Annotated in this window: 27 protein-coding genes and 1 riboswitch; of the genes, 24 read left to right on the top strand and 3 right to left on the bottom strand. The window is 49.9% G+C overall.

Features of this window, described 5'->3' with window-relative positions; translation table 11 throughout:
* Positions 1 to 3 precede the first annotated feature (3 nt).
* From IT084_RS03250 to IT084_RS03170, 17 genes are all read left to right on the top strand, one after another.
* On the top strand, positions 4 to 483 hold the full coding sequence (locus tag IT084_RS03250; RefSeq protein WP_195711077.1) for a chemotaxis protein CheW: 480 nt from the start codon (positions 4 to 6) through the stop codon (positions 481 to 483).
* Positions 484 to 505: 22 nt separating this feature from the next.
* Entirely contained in the window at positions 506 to 2,653 is a 2,148-nt protein-coding gene (locus IT084_RS03245) for a chemotaxis protein CheA (protein WP_195711075.1), read from the top strand.
* Positions 2,637 to 3,722 carry a chemotaxis response regulator protein-glutamate methylesterase gene (locus IT084_RS03240; RefSeq protein WP_395879346.1) on the top strand — a complete coding sequence of 362 codons (1,086 nt, stop codon included), beginning with the start codon at positions 2,637 to 2,639 and terminating at the stop codon, positions 3,720 to 3,722. Before IT084_RS03245 ends, IT084_RS03240 begins: the two co-directional genes overlap by 17 nt.
* Positions 3,723 to 3,810: 88 nt before the next feature.
* Positions 3,811 to 4,113 (top strand): flagellar biosynthesis anti-sigma factor FlgM, encoded by a 303-nt coding sequence (gene flgM / locus IT084_RS03235; RefSeq protein ID WP_195711073.1) that lies wholly within the window; start codon positions 3,811 to 3,813, stop codon positions 4,111 to 4,113.
* Positions 4,114 to 4,169: 56 nt separating this feature from the next.
* Positions 4,170 to 4,526 (top strand): flagellar protein FlaG, encoded by a 357-nt coding sequence (locus tag IT084_RS03230; protein WP_195711072.1) that lies wholly within the window; start codon positions 4,170 to 4,172, stop codon positions 4,524 to 4,526.
* A gap of 107 nt (positions 4,527 to 4,633) precedes the next feature.
* Complete coding sequence (locus IT084_RS03225) at positions 4,634 to 5,125, top strand: flagellar protein FlgN (RefSeq protein ID WP_195711071.1); 492 nt, start codon at positions 4,634 to 4,636, stop codon at positions 5,123 to 5,125.
* Positions 5,126 to 5,139: 14 nt separating this feature from the next.
* The gene (gene flgK / locus IT084_RS03220) at positions 5,140 to 6,612 is read left to right on the top strand and encodes a flagellar hook-associated protein FlgK (protein WP_195711070.1); all 1,473 of its coding nucleotides are present in this window, start codon (positions 5,140 to 5,142) and stop codon (positions 6,610 to 6,612) included.
* 19 nt (positions 6,613 to 6,631) lie between these two features.
* The gene (flgL, locus tag IT084_RS03215; protein ID WP_195711069.1) at positions 6,632 to 7,630 is read left to right on the top strand and encodes a flagellar hook-associated protein FlgL; all 999 of its coding nucleotides are present in this window, start codon (positions 6,632 to 6,634) and stop codon (positions 7,628 to 7,630) included.
* A 102-nt stretch (positions 7,631 to 7,732) separates the two neighbouring features.
* The gene (fliW, locus tag IT084_RS03210; protein ID WP_195711068.1) at positions 7,733 to 8,221 is read left to right on the top strand and encodes a flagellar assembly protein FliW; all 489 of its coding nucleotides are present in this window, start codon (positions 7,733 to 7,735) and stop codon (positions 8,219 to 8,221) included.
* Positions 8,221 to 8,448, top strand: a complete 228-nt coding sequence (gene csrA / locus IT084_RS03205; RefSeq protein WP_195711067.1) for a carbon storage regulator CsrA — start codon at positions 8,221 to 8,223, stop codon at positions 8,446 to 8,448. The genes fliW and csrA overlap by 1 nt, the downstream gene beginning before the upstream one ends.
* Before the next feature lie 130 nt (positions 8,449 to 8,578).
* Positions 8,579 to 9,850, top strand: a complete 1,272-nt coding sequence (locus IT084_RS03200; protein WP_195711066.1) for a flagellin — start codon at positions 8,579 to 8,581, stop codon at positions 9,848 to 9,850.
* A 197-nt stretch (positions 9,851 to 10,047) separates the two neighbouring features.
* Positions 10,048 to 10,431 (top strand): hypothetical protein, encoded by a 384-nt coding sequence (locus IT084_RS03195; RefSeq protein WP_195711064.1) that lies wholly within the window; start codon positions 10,048 to 10,050, stop codon positions 10,429 to 10,431.
* A gap of 712 nt (positions 10,432 to 11,143) precedes the next feature.
* On the top strand, positions 11,144 to 11,971 hold the full coding sequence (locus IT084_RS03190; protein WP_195711063.1) for an Rpn family recombination-promoting nuclease/putative transposase: 828 nt from the start codon (positions 11,144 to 11,146) through the stop codon (positions 11,969 to 11,971).
* Between the two features lie 331 nt (positions 11,972 to 12,302).
* Positions 12,303 to 12,434 (top strand): YjfB family protein, encoded by a 132-nt coding sequence (locus IT084_RS18960; protein ID WP_195711062.1) that lies wholly within the window; start codon positions 12,303 to 12,305, stop codon positions 12,432 to 12,434.
* Between the two features lie 445 nt (positions 12,435 to 12,879).
* A complete protein-coding gene (locus tag IT084_RS03180; protein ID WP_195711061.1) occupies positions 12,880 to 13,113 on the top strand; it encodes a hypothetical protein in 234 nt (77 codons plus the stop codon).
* Positions 13,107 to 13,355 carry a hypothetical protein gene (locus IT084_RS03175; RefSeq protein ID WP_313885410.1) on the top strand — a complete coding sequence of 83 codons (249 nt, stop codon included), beginning with the start codon at positions 13,107 to 13,109 and terminating at the stop codon, positions 13,353 to 13,355. The genes IT084_RS03180 and IT084_RS03175 overlap by 7 nt, the downstream gene beginning before the upstream one ends.
* 4 nt (positions 13,356 to 13,359) lie before the next feature.
* Positions 13,360 to 14,313 carry an Rpn family recombination-promoting nuclease/putative transposase gene (locus IT084_RS03170; RefSeq protein WP_195711060.1) on the top strand — a complete coding sequence of 318 codons (954 nt, stop codon included), beginning with the start codon at positions 13,360 to 13,362 and terminating at the stop codon, positions 14,311 to 14,313.
* Positions 14,314 to 14,351: 38 nt separating this feature from the next.
* On the opposite strand, the gene IT084_RS03165 is transcribed toward IT084_RS03170, so the two are convergent.
* Together IT084_RS03165 and IT084_RS03160 are read right to left on the bottom strand one after the other, a co-directional pair.
* A complete protein-coding gene (locus IT084_RS03165) occupies positions 14,352 to 14,780 on the bottom strand; it encodes a type VII toxin-antitoxin system HepT family RNase toxin (protein WP_195711059.1) in 429 nt (142 codons plus the stop codon).
* 3 nt (positions 14,781 to 14,783) lie between these two features.
* Positions 14,784 to 15,215 carry a nucleotidyltransferase domain-containing protein gene (locus IT084_RS03160; RefSeq protein WP_195711058.1) on the bottom strand — a complete coding sequence of 144 codons (432 nt, stop codon included), beginning with the start codon at positions 15,213 to 15,215 and terminating at the stop codon, positions 14,784 to 14,786.
* 490 nt (positions 15,216 to 15,705) lie between these two features.
* Here IT084_RS03160 and IT084_RS18490 point away from each other — a divergent pair, with 490 nt between their 5' ends.
* The 3 genes from IT084_RS18490 to IT084_RS03150 all read left to right on the top strand — a co-directional run bounded on the left by IT084_RS18490 (position 15,706) and on the right by IT084_RS03150 (position 17,862).
* Positions 15,706 to 15,867, top strand: coding sequence for a PD-(D/E)XK nuclease family transposase (locus IT084_RS18490; protein ID WP_279327806.1), 162 nt, complete (start codon positions 15,706 to 15,708; stop codon positions 15,865 to 15,867).
* Positions 15,864 to 16,637 (top strand): Rpn family recombination-promoting nuclease/putative transposase, encoded by a 774-nt coding sequence (locus IT084_RS03155; RefSeq protein ID WP_313885416.1) that lies wholly within the window; start codon positions 15,864 to 15,866, stop codon positions 16,635 to 16,637. Before IT084_RS18490 ends, IT084_RS03155 begins: the two co-directional genes overlap by 4 nt.
* A 673-nt stretch (positions 16,638 to 17,310) precedes the next feature.
* Positions 17,311 to 17,862 (top strand): Uma2 family endonuclease, encoded by a 552-nt coding sequence (locus tag IT084_RS03150; protein WP_195711057.1) that lies wholly within the window; start codon positions 17,311 to 17,313, stop codon positions 17,860 to 17,862.
* Here IT084_RS03150 and IT084_RS03145 read toward each other — a convergent pair.
* Complete coding sequence (locus IT084_RS03145) at positions 17,787 to 18,272, bottom strand: hypothetical protein (protein WP_195711055.1); 486 nt, start codon at positions 18,270 to 18,272, stop codon at positions 17,787 to 17,789. The genes IT084_RS03150 and IT084_RS03145 overlap by 76 nt on opposite strands.
* A gap of 326 nt (positions 18,273 to 18,598) precedes the next feature.
* Here IT084_RS03145 and fliD point away from each other — a divergent pair, with 326 nt between their 5' ends.
* The 4 genes from fliD to IT084_RS03125 are packed head-to-tail and all read left to right on the top strand — an operon-like array spanning position 18,599 to position 21,738.
* A complete protein-coding gene (fliD, locus tag IT084_RS03140) occupies positions 18,599 to 20,461 on the top strand; it encodes a flagellar filament capping protein FliD (RefSeq protein WP_195711053.1) in 1,863 nt (620 codons plus the stop codon).
* A gap of 20 nt (positions 20,462 to 20,481) precedes the next feature.
* Positions 20,482 to 20,871 (top strand): flagellar export chaperone FliS, encoded by a 390-nt coding sequence (gene fliS / locus IT084_RS03135; RefSeq protein WP_195711051.1) that lies wholly within the window; start codon positions 20,482 to 20,484, stop codon positions 20,869 to 20,871.
* Positions 20,872 to 20,876: 5 nt separating this feature from the next.
* Complete coding sequence (gene flgN, locus IT084_RS03130) at positions 20,877 to 21,350, top strand: flagellar export chaperone FlgN (RefSeq protein WP_195711049.1); 474 nt, start codon at positions 20,877 to 20,879, stop codon at positions 21,348 to 21,350.
* A 22-nt stretch (positions 21,351 to 21,372) separates the two neighbouring features.
* Complete coding sequence (locus IT084_RS03125; protein WP_195711047.1) at positions 21,373 to 21,738, top strand: flagellar protein FlaG; 366 nt, start codon at positions 21,373 to 21,375, stop codon at positions 21,736 to 21,738.
* A 138-nt stretch (positions 21,739 to 21,876) separates the two neighbouring features.
* Positions 21,877 to 21,963: riboswitch (cyclic di-GMP riboswitch) on the top strand.
* Positions 21,964 to 22,043: the final 80 nt, after the last annotated feature.

Below are 22,043 nucleotides of genomic sequence, written 5' to 3'. Positions count from 1 at the left end.
TGATTGGCTGTTGGAGCAAGCAATACAAATGATCTGCAAGTTGTGGTGTTTTCCATAACTGAACAGTATTTCGGCATTGATATTTCCTCGGTTTCCGAGATTATCCGGCTGGAAAAAATCACTCCCATACCCCAGGCCCCGGTGTACGTGGAGGGTGTCATCAACATCAGGGGCAGGGTCATACCGGTAATCAACCTGCACGAATTATTCAACGTTCAACTCGGCGAGCGGAGCGACAGCAACCGGGTAGTGATTGTGGAAGTGGGCGGGCAAAAATTCGGGCTGATTGTGGAAGCGGTTTACGAGGTGAGAAAGATATCCCCGGATATGATCCATCCTGCGCCGACGGCAATCAGTCTCAACCAGAACTACCTCGAGGGGATTATCCTGGACGGCGAAAATTTGATTGTTTTAATCAATTTGAAAAAGCTCCTGTCCGAACAGGATTTAGATGTTTTAAAGGCGATGGAGGAAAGCGCATAGGTGTTTTTCAGGAGGTGAAGGCATGTTCAGCGACGCGGAAATAGCGATTTTTCAGGAAGAACTGGAAGAAAAGCTGCAGATAATCAATGACAATATTCTTTTGCTCGAGCAGCAGCATGTTACACCCGAAGTGATCCAGGAGATTTTCCGGGCGGCCCATACCATTAAAGGATCATCCGCCGTGATGGGTTATGACAAAATGACGGAATTGACCCATGAAATTGAAAGCCTGTTTGATGAGATTCGCCACAACCGCCTGGAGATCAGCGCCCGGCTGGTGGATGTCCTTTTTGAGGCCATGGACACGCTGACGGAGCTGAAGGAAGAAATTGTCGGCGGGGCTGAAAAATCGGTCGACATCGGCCCCCTGCTGCAAAAAATAAAACAAATCAAGGACAATGGAAGCTCCGGTGACGATTCAACCGGTGACCCGGCGGTTGTTGAGGAAATGCCCGGGCTTGAACTGCCGCTTCCGGGCGGCCCGGCATCGCCTCTATTGGATATAGAAATCGACAGCGTGCTGGAAGACGTAATCAACGAGGCCGAACTCAGGGGATACCACGCCTACTGCCTGCAGGTCGTTTTTGAAGAAGACTGCCAGATGAAGGAAGTGCGCGCCTTTTTACTGTTCGAAACCCTGGAACAGGCCGGCGAAATCATCAGGACCAATCCTCCCGCCGAGGATATACAAAACGGTTATTTTGACAATAACATCGCCCTGGTTATCATCAGCCGGCAGGACGGCGACCAGGTTAAAAACTTGGCCCTGTCGGTGGCCGAGATTAAAGATGTATACATAAAGCAGATCGAGTCCAGCAACATTGCGCAGGAACAAGCGCTGCCGGAGCAGGCCCGGGAAACCGGGGGTCGGGAGAAGCAAGCGCTCTCCGCCGGCTTAGCCGGCGCCGGTACCGAAACCCAGCCCGGCGGGCCCGGAAAGGCCGAAAAGAAAACCATCAAAACCGTGCGGGTTGACGTGGAGAAGCTGGATAAATTGATGAACCTGGTGGGTGAACTGGTGATCGATCGCACCAGGCTGGACCGGTTTGTGGAAATATTTGAGCACAATTACGGCTCGGGCGACCTGGCGGATGACATCCTGGAAATATCAAGTCACCTGGGGCAGGTCACCACCGACCTGCAGCATGAAATCATGAAGGCCCGCATGCTGCCCGTGGCCCAGGTGTTCAACCGGTTCCCCCGGATGGTGCGGGACATTGCCCACAAACTGGGCAAGGAAGTGGAGTTTGTCATCGAAGGCAAGGAAACCGAGCTGGACCGCAACGTGATCGAAGTGATCGGCGACCCGCTGATCCACTTGCTGAGAAACGCCATCGATCACGGGATCGAGAGCCCGCTGGAAAGGCAGCGCCTGGGCAAACCGGTGAAAGGCTTGCTCCAGCTCAAGGCGTCCTACGTGGAAAGCCATATCGTCATCACCGTGGAAGATGACGGCAGAGGCATCGACGCCCAAAAACTAAAAGACAAGGCCCTGCGGGCGGGCATCATCGGCCGGGAACAGTATGAGCGGATGAGCGACCGGGAGGCCCTGGACCTCATTTTCATGCCCGGATTTTCCACGGTTGCGGAGGACGATGTCAGCGACATTTCCGGACGGGGCGTGGGAATGGACATCGTGCGCACCCAGATTGAAAACATTAACGGGACGGTGGAATACGTAACCACGCCCGGCAAGGGAACCCGCTTTTCCATCAAGCTGCCGCTGACCCTGGCCATCATCCGGGCGCTGATGGTGGAACACGGCGGCAGGGTGTACGCCTTCCCGCTGGCTTACGTGGTGGAAACGCTGAACATTAAACGGACCGAGATTAAAAACATCAGACACTCCGAGGTTATCGTGGTACGCGGCCAGGTGTACCCGCTAAGGCGCCTGGGCGACATTTTCAACCACGATTCCGGGGCCGCCGGGGACAAACTCTACATTGTTATTATCGGGTCGGGCGAGCGAAAACTGGGCGTCGTAGTGGACAAATTGATCGGGGAACAGGAAATCGTAATCAAATCCCTGGGCGACTACCTCGGCCAGGTGGAAGGGCTGGCCGGCGCGGCCATCCTGGGAGACGGCAAGGTTTCATTGATCGTGGATGCGCGGAGCCTCCTGCGCAACGCGGGCTCCGAGGAGGCCGTATTCTATGCTGCAGCCAATTAAGGTGCTGGTGGTGGACGATTCGGCGCTGATGCGCCGGGTCATCGCCCGCATGCTGGAAACCCAGGCCGACATCAAGGTGATTGACACCGCCGCCGGCGGGGAAGAGGCCATCCAAAAGGTGACTCTCCTGCGGCCCGACGTGGTGACCATGGACGTGGAAATGCCGGGTTTGAACGGGGTGGAAACCGTTACCCGGCTGATGCGCCAGTGCCCGGTGCCGGTAATCATGCTCAGCGCACATACAACCGAGGGGGCCCGGGTTACCATGGAGGCGCTGGCCGCCGGCGCGGTGGATTTTGTGCCCAAGCCGGTGAAGCCGGGCGGCGCAGAAAAAATGGCGGCGGAACTAACCCGTAAAATCAGGGTGGCCAGGCGGGCGTCGCCGGGCAGGTGCATGGCCACGCCCGCGCCCGCGCCGCCCCGGCCCGAACCGGGAATAAAGCCCGCCCGCCCGGCGCCGGCTGCCGCGCCGGTGGAAAAGACCGCTTCCGGCAGGGTGGAACTGGTGGTGGTCGGTTCCTCCACCGGCGGGCCGGCGGCGCTGCAATCGCTGCTGCCGGCGCTACCCGCCAATTTTCCCTGCGGCGTGGTGGTGGTGCAGCATATCCCGGTGGGATTCAGCGGGCCGATGGCCGAGCATTTGAACCGCAGGTGCAGGATGGAAGTAAAACATGCCGAGCACGGCGACAGAGTATTGCCGGGCCGGGTGCTGGTGGCGCCGGCGGGTTATGACCTGTTCCTGCGCCGGTATGGAGACAGGCTCAGCGTGTCGCTGGAAAGGAGCAATAAGCCCGTGCCGCCGGGCGGATTTCGTCCCTCGGTGGACGTGGTGATGAATTCGGCCGCGCAGGTGGCGGGCAGCCGGGCGGTGGGCGTGCTGCTGACCGGCATGGGCCGGGACGGCGCCCGGGGGATGCTGGCCATCAGGGAACGAGGGGGGCGGACCATCGCCCAGGACGAGAGCACCTGCGTGGTGTACGGCATGCCCAGGGCCGCCGTTGAACTGGGGGCGGCGGAAAAAGTGCTGCCGTTGCAGCAAATTGCCGGCGAGTTAATGCGCATGGTTTGACAAAAGCAGAATTTATTCCTAAAGTGAACGGCCACAACTGCCGATATATCAAATTAAGAATCAATGCGTTGTCAAAGGCGGTGAGCGCATGAAAATCACTCACCTGGGCCCGGGCGTCATCGACCTGTATAAAACCTGGAACGAAAAAAACAGGGAAATTAAGCAAGAACAAGGGAAACCCGAGCAGGACCGGGCCGAAATATCACCAGGGGCCAGGGAAATGCTTGCCTACCGGGCCATGCTCAAGGAAATGCCCGGCATCCGGCAGGATAAGGTTGAGGAGATCAAAGCCAGGATCAACAACGGAACCTACACAATCTCTGAGGAAAAAATAGCCGAAGGGATGATCCGGGAGGGGGCGGCGGGCACGGTTCTAGGCCAAAAAGGTTAACCGGTCATCAATTAAACTTCCCGGTGATATAAAAATTTTGGACGGGGGTGGATGCCGTGAAAATAGCAGCGGGTGGTTTGCAATCCTACGCCACGCACGATGACGTGGCCTCCCGGCAGGCGCAGGAATCGCGCCGGCCCGACTACCAGCAAAAACCCGTCAGCGACAGCGATGCCGCGGCGGCGCTGAACAGGGACATGCTGAACAAAACGGTGGAACGGCTCAACGATGCCTCACAGGCGTATGATTTGCCGCTGCGTTTTGCGCACAAAAAGAACAGTGCGGGACAGGACTTCATAGAAATGCTGAACACCTGGACCGGCGCTAAAAAGAGGCTTGAACCGGAAAAAGCCGGCGAGCTGCTCAATAAGATGCAGGACTCCCGGGGATTGAACATAGACGAATATATCTGATAATTTATTTGACTGCAAAATAAACAGCGGCAGGCGATCCGGTGGCTTTCCGGAGCGAACGGAGCATTGGATTGGGACACACGATTTCGAAAGGCGGAGTTGTATTCGTGGAGCCTCTTTTTTTTGAACTGGCTGAAATACTGGCCGCCCAGGGCAAGCTGGTCAAGGAACAAATCAAGGCCTCCGGGGCTCAAAACCGGGCCCTGCGCCAGGTGGATATCCAGTCCTTGCAGGCGGCGGTACAAAAACTGACCGGGCTGGCAGGGCAAATGGCCGTGCTGGACAAACAAAGGGAGCAGGTGCAAAGCAAGCTGGAGCAAGCATTGGGCCTGGAACCGGGGGCGACCCTGAGCGACATTTTGCCCGGAGCCCCGGCAGCCCTGCGGGACAGGCTTAAAGAACTTCAACTGGAACTGAAACAGGATTTTGAACAATTGAAAAGCCTGAACGAAATCAACGGCCTGCTCACCAGGCGGGCCATGCAGGTTAACGAAACATTGCTGCAAATTATCGCCTCCGGCGGCGGAGAAACCTATCAGCACAGCGGTGCGTTGAAGCGGAGCGACCGCCCGCCGGGCGTGCTCGATAAAACTGTGTAGAAAGCGGGGATACCATGCCCGGAACATTTTTCGGATTGGAGATCGCCCGGAGGGGCTTGAAAGTGCACCAGCACGCGCTGGACATCACCGGACACAACCTGGCCAACGCCAGCACCCCCGGTTACTCCCGCCAGGAGGCCGTGATCAGGGTGACCGACCCGTATACAAACCCCGGCCTGAACAGTTCCGTCACCCCGGGGCAGTTCGGCAGCGGGGTAGGGGTTGACAGCATACGCAGGATCAAGGACGAGTACCTGGACAACGGGGTGCGCCAGGCTGTCACCGCCACAGGATACTGGCAGGACCAGATCAACTTTTTGCAAAGGGCCGAGGCCGCTTTCGGCGAGCCCGCCACGACCGGCATTGGAGACCGGATCGTGGACTTTTTTAAAGCCTGGATGAATTTGAACAACAATCCCCAGGATGACGGCGCCAAGGCCGCGGTGGTGGAACTGGGCAATGAACTGGCTACGCTGATGTCCTCCACCTATAAACAGCTGGAAGACATCGAGAAAAGCATTGCCAGTGATCCTGGCACAGGGTTAGCGGGCAGTCTGGCGGACCAAGTCAACCGGATTAACGATATAATTACCCAGATTAGTGATCTGACGACCCAAATTAAAAAAATCTATGCCCTGGGGCAGCAACCCAACGACCTGCTTGATAATCGAGACCAGCTGCTGGAAGAATTAAGCGAGTATGCCCCGGTAAAGGTGGAACGCGCTCCGTTGCCGGGGAGCCCGACGGGTGAGATTACTAAAATATTTTTATTTGACTCTACTTTTGAAATAGATATAAATAATCCGCAACAATTTAATATAAGTTTTAACGCTGCTAAAGAAGTGGAACTGGTATACGGCACAGACCCTTCAGCACCGTCTTTAAATTTAACTCAAAAATGTGATGACGCTCAACAAGGCGGTTCGCTGCTGGGGTTGGAATACGCCAGGCAAAACGTCACCGATTTCAGAACAATGTTAAACCAACTGGCGGTGAAAATGAAGGAAGAGATTGCCAAGACGATGTTTTCTGCCAATTATGATCCGTCCGATCCCTCAACCGATCCTTCCAATGATCCTTCTTTTGATGTTGACGAACATTTTTTTGAAGGCGATTTGGGCAGTCATAGCTTTAAGGTAATCAAAGATCTTAGTGACAACCCGGGCGACCTTGACGGTACAAAAGCCGGTGATGTTGCCAGCCTTAGGGATAAAAACATTACAGCCCTGAAAGGTAACACTTTTGAACAGTATTATGGCCTGCTGGTCACCGAGGTGGGCAGTGGTGTCAAAAGCGCCGGCGGTATGGCCGAGAACCAGGCCGCCATCAGCAAACAAATTATCGCCCTGCGGGATTCGGTTTCCGGGGTGTCCATCGATGAAGAGTTAACCCGCATGGTGCAGTTCCAGTACGGCTTCCAGGCTTCCGCAAGGGTGATCAACACCCTGGACAGTATGCTGGATGTGATTATCAACCGCTTGTTCTAAAACCCGGGAGGATTATAGTATGAGGATTACCAACAGGTACATGGCCAGCCAAGTGCTCAACAGCATCCAGGGCAATTTGGGTAAGCTGGCCCGCAGCCAGGAACAGCTCTCCACCGGTAAACGTATCCTGCGTCCCAGCGACGACCCGAACGTAATGGGCGAGTTCCTGAAAATTAGAGCCACGCTGTCTTACAATGAACAGTACAACAGAAATATAGATGACGGGTTGTCATTCCTGGAAATGAGCGACGTTTCCATGGGTACCCTGGGGAATGTGCTGGACAAAGCCTTGGAATATGCCATTCAGGCCGCCAACGACACTTATAATGAAAATGATCGTATTGCTATAGGAGAGCAGATAGACAAATTGATTGACCAGGTAAAGGATCTGGCCAACTCAACCGTGGGCGGGAAATATATCTATGCCGGAACCCAAAATGATGCCCCTCCCTTTGAACGTATAAAGGACACTAAAGGTCGCGACATGATAGTTTATAAGGGTAACGTTCAGGAAATAACACGCGAGGTTGCGGCCAATACCTTCTACCGCATTGATGAGCCGGGTATTACTTATGATCCGACTAACCTCGACGCTCCTGCCGGTGTGTTTGGAAAAGGAACATATGACTCAACTACACGTGTATACACTGTTTTTCAATATGATGCCGATGGTATCGCCCAAGGGGAGGGCATTTTTAAAGTGCTATTTGAATTAAGGGACCGGTTAATGGGCAATAAAACTAGCGATTTACAAATTAGTATAAGTGAACTGCAAAAAGAGAAGAATAAACTGCTTCAGCACCGTGTTGCCGTGGGAGCCCGCTACCAGCATTTTGAATCTTTAAAGACACAATTGCTTGATCAAGAAGTCAAATTGACCCAAAGCCTAGACAACATCGAAGCCGCGGACATCGCCCGGCTGTCCATAGAATACAGCCAGCAGCAACTGGCATACAACGCGTCCTTAGCGGTGGGTGCGGGAATTATGCAAACCAGCCTGTTAAATTTCTTAAAATAGGTTATAGATGACAATGCGAGAGTTACTTGTGCGGGTGACCTGATCAGGGTCACCTGAAAATTTATTTCAAGGTAGAATTTTATGGCTAAAGGAGCAAAGCTGATGAAAATAAATTCCGCCCGTTTTGGCGTTTTGGAGATAGACGAAACAAAAGTTATCATTTTTCCCAAAGGCATCCCCGGCTTTGAACAACTGCGCAGCTTCTTTATTCTTCCCGTGGAAGGCGCGGAGGACTTCCACTGGCTGCACGCAGTGGAAGACCCCGCGGTTGCCCTGCTGGTTATCGACCCGTTTAAATTTTTCCAGGGGTACTCCTTTGAAATCCCGGATTCCGACATCGAGGAACTGCACCTGCAAACCCCCTCGGAAGCGCTGGTGCTGGCGGTGATCACGGTGCCCGGGGACAACCCCGGCGGCGCCACCGCCAACCTGGTGGCCCCCATAGTGATCAACACCAGGCTGAACAGGGGCAAGCAGGTAATCCTGACCGGTTCGCCTTATACAACAAAACACCGCCTTTTCCCCGGCGCCGGTGGATCGTCAACAACAAAAGGGGAAGAGGGAAAAGTTAGTGGCGGGGAGGGGAAATAATGCTGGTCCTGACCCGCAAAAAAAACCAGGGCGTCATGCTGGGTGACGACATCAAAATCACCGTCCTGGAGATCATGGAAGACGGTGTGAAAATCGGCATTGATGCTCCCAAAAACTTGTTGATCTTGCGCAGCGAATTATACCAGGCCGTAAGGGACGAAAACATCACCGCCCTTTCAAATACAGGCACCGCGGCTGATTTATTGAAAAGTTTTTTCAACAAATAGTTACCAAATTCTAAAGTATGCTGCCAAATAACCGAATATTAAAGGTAGGGATATTTAAAATCCCGTCGGGTGGCCACCCGGGACATACAAACGCAAGGAAGCAAATTTATTTTCAAGGAGGAATGAAGAAGTGATTATCAACCACAACATCGCGGCGTTGAACACCTATCGTCAGTTGAGTGCCAACAATATTAGTTCACAAAAGTCGCTTGAGAAACTGTCTTCCGGCCTGCGTATCAACCGCGCCGGCGACGACGCCGCCGGCCTGGCCATCAGCGAGAAGATGCGAGGGCAGATTCGAGGCCTCGCCATGGCCTCTAAGAATGCTCAAGACGGTATTTCCCTCATCCAAACTGCTGAAGGTGCACTGAACGAAACCCACTCCATCCTGCAGCGCATGCGGGAACTGGCCGTCCAATCAGCCAGCGACACGAATACCGCCACTGACCGGGCAGAAATCCAAAAAGAGGTAGATCAGCTGGCACAAGAACTTGCCCGGATTGGCAACACTACCGAATTCAACACCCAAAAACTCTTGAATGGCACTTTCACGGGAACATTCCAGATTGGAGCCAATGAAAACCAGAACCTCTCATTGCAGGTTAATGATATGAGAGGATTTGCCCTGGGCGTAGTGGGTAGTGTAAACTATACCGTAACCGCTACTGTGAATTTGAGTACTAATACAACCCAAGATATTGCTGATGGTACCTACACGGTGAAAAAGAATGACAGCACGGGTAAGTATGAGCTGATCAACAGCAGCGGCCAGGCGGTTGCCACTAGTACTGATGGTAAGACTTATACCGCCGTGACCCCTGGTGACGATACTTTTACATTCAATGATGCAGTAATCAGCGGTACTGTGACAATCGCTACCGATAGTGGTACAACCACAGCCACCGGGACCGCCGCAGTGACCAACAGTGGCCTGGAAGCAGGAATATACACTTACAATGTAACAAGTGGCGAGCTTAAGGATTCAAGCGGCCAAGTCATCGCCACATCCTTGGATGATAAAACCTTTATAGATGCAGCCGGAAAGACGCTCTTTACTTTAGGTGCAGCTGTTACCGCCGATACCACGTTTGAAGTGAAGGGAGTCGATGTCTCGAACCAGCAAGCGGCAAACAGCGCAGTTACTACGATTAACAAAGCTATTGAGACTGTGTCTGCCGAGCGCTCCAAGCTGGGCGCCTACCAGAACCGCCTGGAGCACACCATCAACAACCTGGGAACCTCTGCGGAAAACCTGACCGCAGCCGAATCCCGCATCCGCGACGTGGACATGGCCAAGGAAATGATGGAGTTCACCAAGATGAACATCCTGCAGCAGGCCGCCACGGCCATGCTGGCCCAGGCCAACCAGCTGCCCCAGGCAGTCCTCCAGCTCCTGCGTTAAAAGTGAATACAAAATTTGCAGGAAGCCAGCCCCCAAGGCTGGCTTCCTGAGCTACATTTGAATACGGTTTTCTAAATTGAATTAGGCTGGGAAACGTGATTTCTTAGGTTCCCTTTTTCATTCCTTGCGCAAGAGTAGCACCAAAGCCACAGTGAAACTCTGTTTTTAAAGGGCTGAATTCCTCGGGAGGTGTTATGGTGAAAGAGGTTGATATTTTCGATAAATTATTTAGAGATGATGTACAAACATTTTTTCAGCAATTTTTTAAAAAAAAAGAGCCAAGTGATATAATTGAAAATTGTAGTGAAACAGGTTTTGTTCACCCAATAAAAATTGAAACCAAAGAAGTGAAGGATATTTGTTGCGATGATGATAATGGAATTATAATAATAACTGGCAAAATAGTAGTTCAATGTGAGGTAGAAGTGCGAGAGTATAATTCCAATTATGATATAGCTGGTGATAAATATCGTTTTGCTGGTGATTGCAATCCAATTTATGAGGCTCCTTTTTCATTTGAAATAGATATTGATACAAGGAAAATAGAAAATTTTACTATTAATAGTATCATTCAAGTGTAACTGTGGTCAATCCTGGCAACCACTGGCAACCAGGGGGGAGGAGCCAGGGGCAGGGGGAGCCAGGGGGACGGTTCCTATGGCAGATGTAGCAATCCTACAAACCAAAGGAAAAGCCGGGTGCCAGGCACCTAACTTATTAACTTAGTTGGTATTATATCGAATGCCACAGGCAACTCGAAGCGCGCAAAGTACCTCGAAGCACTTTTAGAGATGTACCCGATAAAATGGGATACCGGTTTGTAAGAACATTAGTGACGTTCCAAATGTGAATCAAAAAATAAACTTTGAAATGGGGCTAGAACATTGAAAGAAAATTAGGGAGGCAGGGCCTGGGAAAGACCTTTTAGGTCGCAAATTATTGTCCTGAAAGCCCAGGAGAAAAAAACCGGGCTGCCAACTCCGCAGAAAAAAACATCGGCTGCTCACTGCAAAAATCCAAGCGATTCACTGCAAAAAACTGGACCAGAACCTAAAGGAACAGAATATTCAGGAAAATCAAGATGAGACGTCACCAATCCCTGAATGAAACTGACTGCCTAATTCAAATTAGGCAGCGAGCTGAGGCCAGCCCGGGTAGACGACCGGGCTGGCCTCTTCGCGTCTGGCCGGGAAATAAAAATAGAAGGTGGGGAGGCAGGAAAAATAACCCGGCATTCAGAAAACAGGTGGCCATATGGTAAAATATAAACAGGAAGGGTGAGCGGAAAACAGAATGCCCAAGATAGACATACCGATAAAGAAACTCATCGAACTCAGGCCGGCGGACTGGGCCAGGTACGTGCAGCCGGGCTGCAGGGAAGAGTGGGTGACGAAATTCAAGACGAACTACACCCCGAAGAAAGAATCGAGGCTGGACAGCGTGCTGGAGATAACCGACCCCGGCGGGCCGTACCTGCTCAACTTCGAGCCGATGGGGTACCGCGACAACGCGCTCCCGGCCAGGATGCTCCGCTACAGGAGCGACATATGGGAAGCCACCCTGACGGACGGAAGGGGGACGCCGCCGATAAGGCAGGTGGTCGTGTTCTTCTTCCAGGATGACGACAACGGCCTGCACAGGCTGCGGGATAGGTGGGACGGAGGGCTGCTGGAGTACTCCTACACAGTGATACGGGTGTGGGACGAGCGCAGGCAGCCGGTCATAGCAAGACGACTGGTGGGACTGTACCCCCTGCTGCCGCTGATGAGGGGCGAGGACGACGACGAGACCCCGGAGCAGGCACTGAGGGAAAGCATGGCCGCAGTGCAGGGAATAGAGGACGAAGCGCTGCAACTGGACCTGTTGGCGGTGATGGCGATACTGGCCGGCGGCAAGTTCCCGCCGGACCTGGTGCTATCTATGATAAGGAGGGAAATGGTCATGGAATCACCCATATTCCAGGAGTGGGTCAAGGAAGAGAGGGCAGAGGCTGAGGCAGAGGGTAAGGTTGAGGTTGCAAGGACAGCGTTGAGTGAAGGATTGGACGTAGACGTGATCTGCAAGATAACCGGGCTGTCCAGGGAGACCGTATTGGAACTGAAGAGAGAGCTGGAGAACTGAAGACGAGAAGCGATCGTTTGGAACCAGGGGGAAGGTTCTTCTGGTTTAGTGCTTACAACGAAGATTACCTGCAACAGAAACTGTAGTGGGTGGCACAAAGGATGGCGGCCCTGGAAGAGATCGAGTACAAGTGCTGGAAATGCAGTCTTTGGCCATATACGTCAGGGACACCCACATAAACCGGGACGTGGCCTAGGAGATCAATGCAGGGCTGCACATACTGCAGCAGGAAATCACCGTGCTGGATGAGGTGTTCCGGACGAACTGCCAGTAACGCCCCGTGCTATCAAATTCAGCACATAATAACTACCGGAAACTTGGGGTGACACGGATGGACATAACGGCGCTGTCAATAATAAAGAACCATGTCCAGCTTAAGCAGGATGCGGGTATTGCCGTCTTAAAGAAGGCCATGGACACTGCGGAGCATTATTTCTCACATTATCACCTTCATGTCATTTAGTATATAGGGTCTGATGTAAGGTGAAATGGCAGCCTCTGTTAACACATCAACTTTCCTTTGCAGAGTATCTTCCAATTCATAATCCTCCAAACAAAACCACGGTTTAACTTATTTTACCAGGCAATATGGCGTGTTTCAAGTGTTAAAGTCCAGTGCCAGGCACTTGGGAAAACCACGTAGGGCACCTGGAGGCACCCAAAGCGCCCGTCTCCCGTCGATAAGCAGCGGGATGAAGATATAGTCTAGGCGCCGGCGAAAGCCGGCGGGCCGACAGAGCACAGGCCAACCAACAGCCCCAGGGTGTCCTCCAGCTCCTACGGTAGTTTACTTTTACTATTGCGAGGTCTCGATTATTTCGAGGCCTCTTGTTGCCTGAGCTTTGAAAATTTACATACAGTATTCCCGTAAATAACTATCTGGTGTTGTTAATTTTGGAGAGGAAATAATGATGAAAGACTTAATATTAAATTATCAAAGTTTTATTGGCACGGTAATCGGTGCTTTCCTAGCAGCATTATTTGGATATTTTACTCAAAAATGTCTAGATCGGGCTAGAAGTATTGATGAAGCTAACAAGGTATTGTTACTGGTGAAAGAAGAAATGAATTCTATTACGACAACCGGACGCAAAAGAATTACGGCAGGGTTTTTTACCAGTCCAGAACTTCAGCTGTGTTAGATAAACTATATCCTCTTTGGTATCAGGGACGTAAAGTGATACCAATGGAATGGGTTGCGGCAAACCTTGAAGCAGATGGTCTGGCCATCTGGTTTCAGGATGACGGAAACTTAAAAAATAACGGTAGCCGTATTGTTTTATCTACAGAATCATTTACATCCGAGGAAAAAATATTTCTTCAGTTACTATTACTGAACAACCTCTGGTATAATAAAAATAAAACACCTGCCCGCGGGAGGTGAGCTTTTGGCAGCCAAACCACCCATTAACCGCACCAACGACTACGCTTTCAAGCGCATATTCGGCTCGGAAGAAGGCAAAGAAGCCCTGCTGGGGCTGCTCAACGCCGTGTTAAATCCTCCACCCGAAAAATTGCTTGCCGAAGTAGAGCTGCTGGACCGGGAACTCGACCCCCAATACCTTTTGGACAGAGCAGCCCGCCTGGACATATTGGCCCGCACGCAGGACGGTACCATCATCAACATCGAAATACAAATAGCCAACCAGTACAATATTGACAAGCGCACGCTTTTTTACTGGGCCGGACTCTACCATGGTCAACTGCAAAGCGGGCAGGACTTCAGCCGGCTGCACAAAACCATCACCATCAACATTCTGGGCTTTGACTGGTTTAAAGAAGACGAGCGCTACCAGCACACTTTCCATATTTGCGAAGACAGTAGCGGCAAAAAACTAACCGACGATCTGGAAATTCATTTTTTGGAGCTGGAGAAAGCAAGGCGGCTGAAGAGGCGACCGCTAAACCCACTGGAAGAATGGTTAATGTACCTTAATAACCTGCAGGGAGAAGAAATGGAGGTTATAGCCATGAACAATCCCGGCATCCGCAAAGCCATGACCATAGAGGAGATGTTTTATAAAAACCGCATTGAGCGCCGACTGTACGAACTGCGGGAGAAGGCGGCGCGGGATGAGATTTCCATGCTGGCTGGTGCCAGGGCTGAGGGGAGAGCGGAAGGGAGAGCAGAAGGAAGAGCAGAAGGGAGAACTGAGGGGAAAATTGCGATGGCTCAAGATGCCATTTGTCAATTTTTAGAGGTTCGTTTTGGCCATGACGCGCGTGATTTGCAACAGGCGGTGCGACAAATGGATAACCTGGAGATTTTAAATCAGATTATCAACCGCATTTACAAGGCAGGCAGTTTGGAAGAAGCAACTTCCGTAGTTAAGGGAATCTGAGAAATGTGTGTGCTGATGGCACAAATGGATGCCAAAATTTACAACCATTTTAAAACAGACTGCTTTATTTCCATGGTGAACTGTTCAATGTCACCAAGGTTATCCTGCAGTATATCATATAGTTCTTTTTCCGTAACCATACTATAAAAGTGGACCATTCTATTCCGATAACCGGCCATTTGAACTAGTTTTTCGCCTAAAGTATCACTGACAAAATTATTGCTAGCTAACCCTTTTGCAATAGATTTATATTCCCCGGCCATGTCAAGATTACCGGTTTTGGCCAGGATATGCCTTCCAATATCGAATATTGCTTCTAATGACCTTCGCAGGTAGCTTTCCGCGGCTGCTGAATTAAGATTATTTGAAGTAAATTCTTCATAAGAAAGTTTGGATAGTTTTTTTAAATTTTTCAGCCAATCGCCTATTAATTCTAATCTTTGCGAAACTAGCATCTTATTTATCATGGGCTATCCCAGTTCCTCCAATCTTTCCCTATAATACTGTTCCAGCACCCAGCGAAAGTCAGCGGCCCTGGCCAGTATTTTGTGTTCGTATTCTTCTTTTATGCTCTCGCTGGCCGCGTAAATACAAATCCCCTTTATAGCTTCAAACTGAAATACAGAGTGGGTTTCTTGTAAAAAAACCAAATCCAGACGTAGCGGTAGAAATAATTCATCCAATTGGTTATATAAGGTAGAGTGCAGCTTATACATAGAGCCGGTTAACCTGTTTTCATCATCCAATATAATACCTAAATCCAAATCCGCGTATGGGTCTTTCTGCACCACCCTTTCACCATTTATGACCTTATAACCATTATGTGCTTGAGAACCAAATAGGTAAGCTAAAATAATGCCGTTTTGTTTGCAAATCTCTTTAAATTTAATTAAGTTATTCACTAAAACACACCCGCTGTTTTTTCTTTATCGTACCATTTTCTGGTTATAGCAGTCAACTGTCCGGGGGAAACTGAAACCAAAACCAGGGGGAAAACCAGGGGGGAAAACCAGGGGGGAAAACCAGGGGGACGGTTCCTATGGCAGGTGCAGCAATCCTACTAACCAAAGGAAAAGCCTGGTGCCAGGCACTTAACTTATTAACTTATTTGGCGCAAAGAATTCATATTGGGGACGGTTTTCAATGTGAATTTATTTTTCTGTTAAAATGGTTCCAAGGTAGGTAATAGTGCCAGGATGCCCAGGATTAAAGGTAATTTGTATAAGCGATGTTTCTTGAACATAGATGAAAGACACTCATGAATCAGCTGATTATTATGAATCGGCTTAATCCCATAAAATCATCCATAAGCGTTCGGGAAGCAGGGACTTTGGTCCACACAGAATCTGGTATAATAAGACTGGTGAGAAGAAGCGGGAGAGGGGTGGGTACTTGGCAGAGATCAGGGGGATCAATCGGATCAACGACTACGCCTTCAAGAGGATCTTCGGGTCGGAGGAAGGCAAGGATGCGCTGCTGGGGTTCCTCAATGCCGTACTGAAGCCTCCTCCCGGCAGGGAACTGGTCCACGTGGACCTGCTGGACAGGGAATAGACCCCAAGCACCTGCCGGACCGTGGCGCCAGGCTGGACGTCCTGGCCCGGACGGGAGGCGGCACGCTCATCAACATCGAGGTCCAGGTTGCCAACCAGTACAACATCGACAAGCGGACCATGTACTACTGGGCCGGGCTCTACCACGGCCAGCTGACCAGCGGCCAGAAGTTCGGCGACCTGCGCAAGACCGTGACCATAAACATCCTGGGCTTCGACTGGTTCCGGGGCGACGGGCGGCACCACCGCGCCTTCCACGTCCGGGACGACGAGACAGGGGAGCCGCTGTGCGATGATCTGGAGATCCACTTCCTGGAACTGGAGAAATTGAAGCGCGTGAGGCGCAGGCCGAAGGACGCGCTGGAGGCGTGGATGATGTACCTGAACAACCTCGAAGGAGAGGAGATGGAGGCGATAGCCATGGAGAACCCGGGGATTAGGAAAGCGCTGACAATCGAGAAAGCATTCTGGCAGAGCAAGAAGGAACGCAGGCTCTATGAGCTGAGGGAGAAGGCCATGCGGGATGAGTTGTCCATGATAGCCGGCGCTATGGCCGAGGGCGAGACGAAGGGCAAAGTCGCGATGGCCCAGAATGCTGTCTGCAAGTTCCTTGACGTCAGGTTCGGGGAGGCCTCGCGGGGCCTGCAGGGGCGGGTCAAGCGGATCGATAGGTTGGAGGTACTGGACAGAATCATCAACGAAATTTACACTGCCGGCTCGCTGGAAGAGGCGGGGGCCGTCATTGACGACGTTGACGGCGCCGCAAAGTAGCAACTGGCGAACCAAGATGGGACCAGTCACGAAAACCGGGTGCAAGGCAGTACGGCCGAGCAAGGTCGCCTTATATAGCGGGTGCAACTCCGGCCGGGAGAGGTATAATGCCATTTGGGGCAAGAAAAAACCGCTCTCTTTCCATGATTGAGGGTGGCGGCTACAGTAAACTTGAGAGGATTGTTTTTTTACTTTTTTAGAACTGGAGAAGGCAAAACGGCTGAAGAGGCGACCGCTAAACCCATTGGAAGAATGGCTAATGTACCTTTATAACCCGCAGGGAGAAGAAATGGAGGTTATAGCCATGAACAATCCCGGCATCCGCAAAGCCATGACCAAGAGGAGATGTTTTATAAAAACCGCATTGAGCGCCGACTGTACGAACTGCGGGAGAAGGCGGCGCGGGATGAGATTTCCATGCTGGCTGGTGCCAGGATTGAGGGGAAAATTGCGATTGGCTCAAGATGCCATTTGTCAATTTGGAAAGCTTACTTGATTTAAAGAGTACCCCCTGGTTGAATTAAACCCGCATTGCTAGCCACTTGAATCAAAACGGCCATTGTGTTATATAAAAGATACCATCGTTTGATCCACATCCGGCCAGCGGCTGTTTTCATCCCGAATGAGTGGGTGGATTCGTTGGAATACGCGGTAAGGGGGTTTGTCTTATTACATGCAAGCTGAAGTTTATAACAGGTTGTATACCTATGATGATTATTTAAAACTAAATGACGATAACCAATATGAGTTGATCGGGGGGAAACTTATTTTGGTTCCGGCGCCACGACTTATTCACCAAAAAGTAGCTCGAAAATTGCTTCAAATCATCGGAACATTTATTGATGATAACAATCTTGGTGAACTGTACGGCGCACCAATTGATGTTTTATTGACTGAAAAAGATAAACCTCAACCGGACATTATATTTATTTCTAAAGACAGATTAAACGTTATTACCGAAAAAAATATTCAAGGAGCACCAGATTTAGTAATTGAAATATTGTCACCGTCAACGGTAAGCCGTGACAGGGTCGAAAAAAGCAGACTTTATTATACTCACGGGGTAAAGGAATACTGGATAGTTGATCCAGATGCCAAAATTATTGAAATTTTTACCCCCGGCGAAAAGAGTTGGAATCTATTTCAGTCTTATAGCATGGAGGATACCTTGGTTTCTCCGCTTTTACCCGGTTTAGAAATACAACTGAAGGATATTTTTAAATAGAAAAGCCGGGTGTCAGGCAGTGTGGCCAAGCAAGGTCGCCTTATATAGCGGGTGTGACTCCCGCCGGGAGAGGATAGATTAAATCCATATACATTTCTAAAAACAATAGAGGCCTTTAAAGTTTTCAATCTCTTCACTAACATCTTCCAATAATTCATTTCTGCAGGAAAGCCTTCTACAAAAAGATCGATGTTTGATCTCTCGGAAAAATGCCTTCCCCAGACCAACGAACCGTAAAGATATACAGCACTAACCTTATATTTTTTCTTTAAGTGATCGGCGGCGGCAATTGCTTTAAGGAAAGCGTGTTGGCGCAGCTTTTCCATGTCCTCTTTTTTTTGCTTTGCCCGCTTCTGCCAGGCCCGGCGTAAATTTTCAAGATATTCTCGATTAACCGGTTTACTTTTCATGAAATTTTTTCCTTCTTGAAATATGCCTTATTGTTATCTTCAGGTATGCCCGCATTAAAGGTTGGTAGTCTAAATATTCTCGCAAAGTTTCTTCCAGAAAGGTGAACCTGGCGGCAAGATGATTGCAGATGCTTGTGCCGCAGCATAAATTGCTATTCTCATCGTACCATTTTTGGGGCATTATAGTCAATTTGGACAATAGATGCTATCAGCTACCAGGTGGTACATGTATTGTGAGGCGGTTTTATTTTATTGCAGTAAAGTTTATTATCGTTTTGCCGATAATTAACTGTAAAGCATTAAGAATATCAAGGTGGTGGCTTCCCGTGATTTCCAACCTGCGCATTGGCGGATTGGCTTCCGGCATAGATACCGACTCAATAATTAAGGATTTAATGCGGGCGCACAGAATACCGCTGACCAAACTGGAGCAAAGCAGGCAGATACTTGAGTGGCAGCAGGAAGATTACCGTGCCATAAATACCGCGTTAAGGACTTTCCGGGACGCCGTGTTTAACATGAAGCTGCAAAGCACGTACATGGCTAAACGTGTTACTTCTTCAGATGAAAACGCGGTAACTGCCACAGCAAATTCCAACGCCGGCAACTCCGTTTATAATGTTAAAGTAAATGCCCTTGCAACTTCCGCTTATAATTCCAGTCAGGGTACACTTTCTAAAGACCCGGGGGATAAAATAGACAGCACAAAAACCCTTTGGTCCCAAAAGGATAAGTTTGCCAATACCGGTTTTGACTGGATATTAAAGGATGTCGTAGGCGAGCAGATTAATGTAACCGCTGAAGGAACAGTATTCAAATTAGCTCATGATGCAATTACCACTGTTCCTTCTCAAATATCGGTTTACCCGGACGGTGATGGAACGGCAGCCCCCGATACATATTCGGTATTTACTGACCAGACGGCTTATAATGACAGCAGTGATCCAAACAAAGTGTTGCTCGACATGGCAACCGGCCAAATGACTTTTAGTAATACCATAACAGCGGGGAGTGTTATTACCGCCGATTATTCATATAACACCAAAACTTTTAAATTCAGCCTCACTACATACAACCAGGAACACCAAGCCCATATCGCCGAGTTTACCATTGATGCCAACACCCAAAGCCTGAATGATGTGATTAATTTAATTAACGCTGATGATAAACTGGAAGTAACGGTGTTTTACGATGCGGGGGCCGACAAGGTATCCATATCACGGAATATTACGGGTGATAACAATACCGGCGGGGTGGAAATCGGTGTAGGCACAACCGGTTTCCTGGCTGAAGTGCTGCAAATCAATGAAGCCAACGAACAGGGCGGGACTGATGCGTCCGCTACAATCAACGGAATTACCATAACTCGAGCAACCAACAATATATCATTTAACAACGTTACCTTCAACCTGAAAAGTGAAACATCATCGTTCATTACCGTGTCTGTGGATAACAACACGGACGCGGTTTTCAATTCAATTAAGGATTTTATCGACAAGTACAACTCTGTAATTGAAACCATCAGCAACAAATTATATGAGGAGCGTTACCGCGATTATTTACCCCTTACGGATGAACAAAGGGAAGAACTGACGGATGACCAGATAAATAAATGGACTGAAAAGGCGCGCAGCGGTTTGTTGCGGCGCGATCCCATTTTATCCGATATCTACAGCAGATTTCGAATGACCATGTCCGCCGTTGTTCCCGGTGTTTCCGGCGGTTATGTCAAGGACGGTAAAACCGTCTACAGCGATCGCCTTTCCGCCATTGGTATTACCACTACGGCTGATTATATGTCCGGAAAATTGGTTATCGACGAGAATAAGTTGAGGGAAGCCATAGAAAAGGACCCGCAGGGCATACTGGATTTGTTTACCAAAAATCCGGACACGAAAGAATACAGCGAAATGGGCATTGCCATGCGTCTTTACGAAGACGTAAATTACGGAATGGAGCGCTTAATTGATAAAGCCGGCAATGCCAGCGATGTTAAGCTGGTGGATAACAGCTTCATCGGCAAGGAAATCAAGGAAATCGACGAGAGGATAGATACCTGGGAGGACCGGCTAAAACAATTGGAGGACCGCTATTACCGGCAGTTCACCGCCATGGAAAAGGCCATCCAGCAGATGAACTCCCAGAGCATGTGGTTAATGCAGCAGTTTGGCATGTACAGCCAGCAATAGCAAGTGAGGAGGTATTAAACATGGCCTTGCCCAATCCCTACCAGAAATACCGGCAGAATTCGGTGACAACCGCCACGCCGGAAGAACTGACGCTCATGTTGTATAACGGCGGGGTGAGGTTCATCCGCCAGGGCATCAAACATATCGAAGATAAGAATATAGAAAAGGCGCACGAGGCGCTGGTGCGGGCCCAGGAGATATATATGCACCTGGCGAACACTCTTAACCATGAAATCGAGCTCTCCGCAGGTCTGAACAGCCTTTACGACTTTATTCTCCGGCAGCTGGCGCAAGCGAACATTAAAAAGGACGTTTCCATACTTTCGGGCGTGCTGGAGTTGGCAGAGGAACTGCGTGACACTTGGAAAGAGGCCATGCAAAAAGCCCGGGGGCAGGTAGCGGAAGGTTGACCGCGTTGAACGATACCCGGGAGCAATTGGTAGAGGTACGGGATATCCTGCGGCAAAAACTTGAGCTGATGCAGGAATTCGCATGTCTTGCGGAATTGCTGCAGTCTGCTCTAAAGAGCCGGGAAATGGACAAATTTCAAGAAGTCATTGAGCGGAGGCAGCGAATTATTGAAAAGGTTAACGGCCTGGATCGGAAGTTGTCGCATACCGAAAAAATCAACCCCGGCAACTTATTTACGCTTTCCGATGATGCCGTGCCGGGCGACATCACCGGGGAAATCCGGGAGCTGATAGGTGAGTTGCGCCAATGCCTGGTGCGGGTGCGGGAGATAGATCAAAAAACTAAAGCCGATCTGGAACGGGATTATCATGACCTTGTCCGCAACCTGGACGCGCTGCGCACGGCCAAACAAGCGAGGAACATGTACCGGAAAAAAGCCCGGCAGGTGGAAGGCTATTTTGTAGATAAAAAAAGATAGACCCGGTGGGAGGTGATTTGCCATGAAGTTAAATAGCGTTGATTCCAACCCGGTTATTAATTTGCGCGATTTCAAAACACCGGCACCGGGGGAAGGTCGGCAGGGCGGCATAAGAACAACCGCGGTTGAGGAGAAGGAGGAAAAGTGGAAAGATCCGCAGGAGGCATTGGAGAGCATCAACCAGGCGGTTGAACAATTAAACAACACCATGAAAACTTATCATACCGAATTGCACTTTGAGTTGCATGAAAAAAGCGGTGAATACATGGTTAAGGTGATGAAGCAGCCGGACGGTACTGTAATCAGGGAAATCCCGCCTGAAAAAATTCTGGACATGGTGGCTTATTTTAAAGAAATGCTTGGAATTATTGTGGATAAACTGATTTAAATAAGATAAATTATAATCAGGATCTCGCCGAACCGGGCGGGATTTTTTGTGTTTTTAAGGTCCTATTGACATGTGATAAAAATATTGTATAATTTGTCAATGTAGTTTAATTTAAGGCGAATTATAACAATTAACACTATCCACCGAGGGCAAACCCGTTGAAAGGCGGGGGCGCAAAGCCATGGGTCTAAGGCGCAGAAGCGTTATGATCGCCAGGTTGCAAGTGAGGGCTGGTTATCCTATGGAAAGTCTGCTTGCGACTTTCCTTTTTTTATTACGCAAATAAATATTAATTTTTTCTTAAA

This window comes from Desulfallas sp. Bu1-1, from assembly GCF_015594625.1.
In the GTDB taxonomy this organism is placed as follows: domain Bacteria; phylum Bacillota; class Desulfotomaculia; order Desulfotomaculales; family Desulfallaceae; genus JADNRQ01.
Note: the sequence above shows the minus strand (reverse complement) of the source record. Positions and strands in the feature narration are given on the sequence as shown.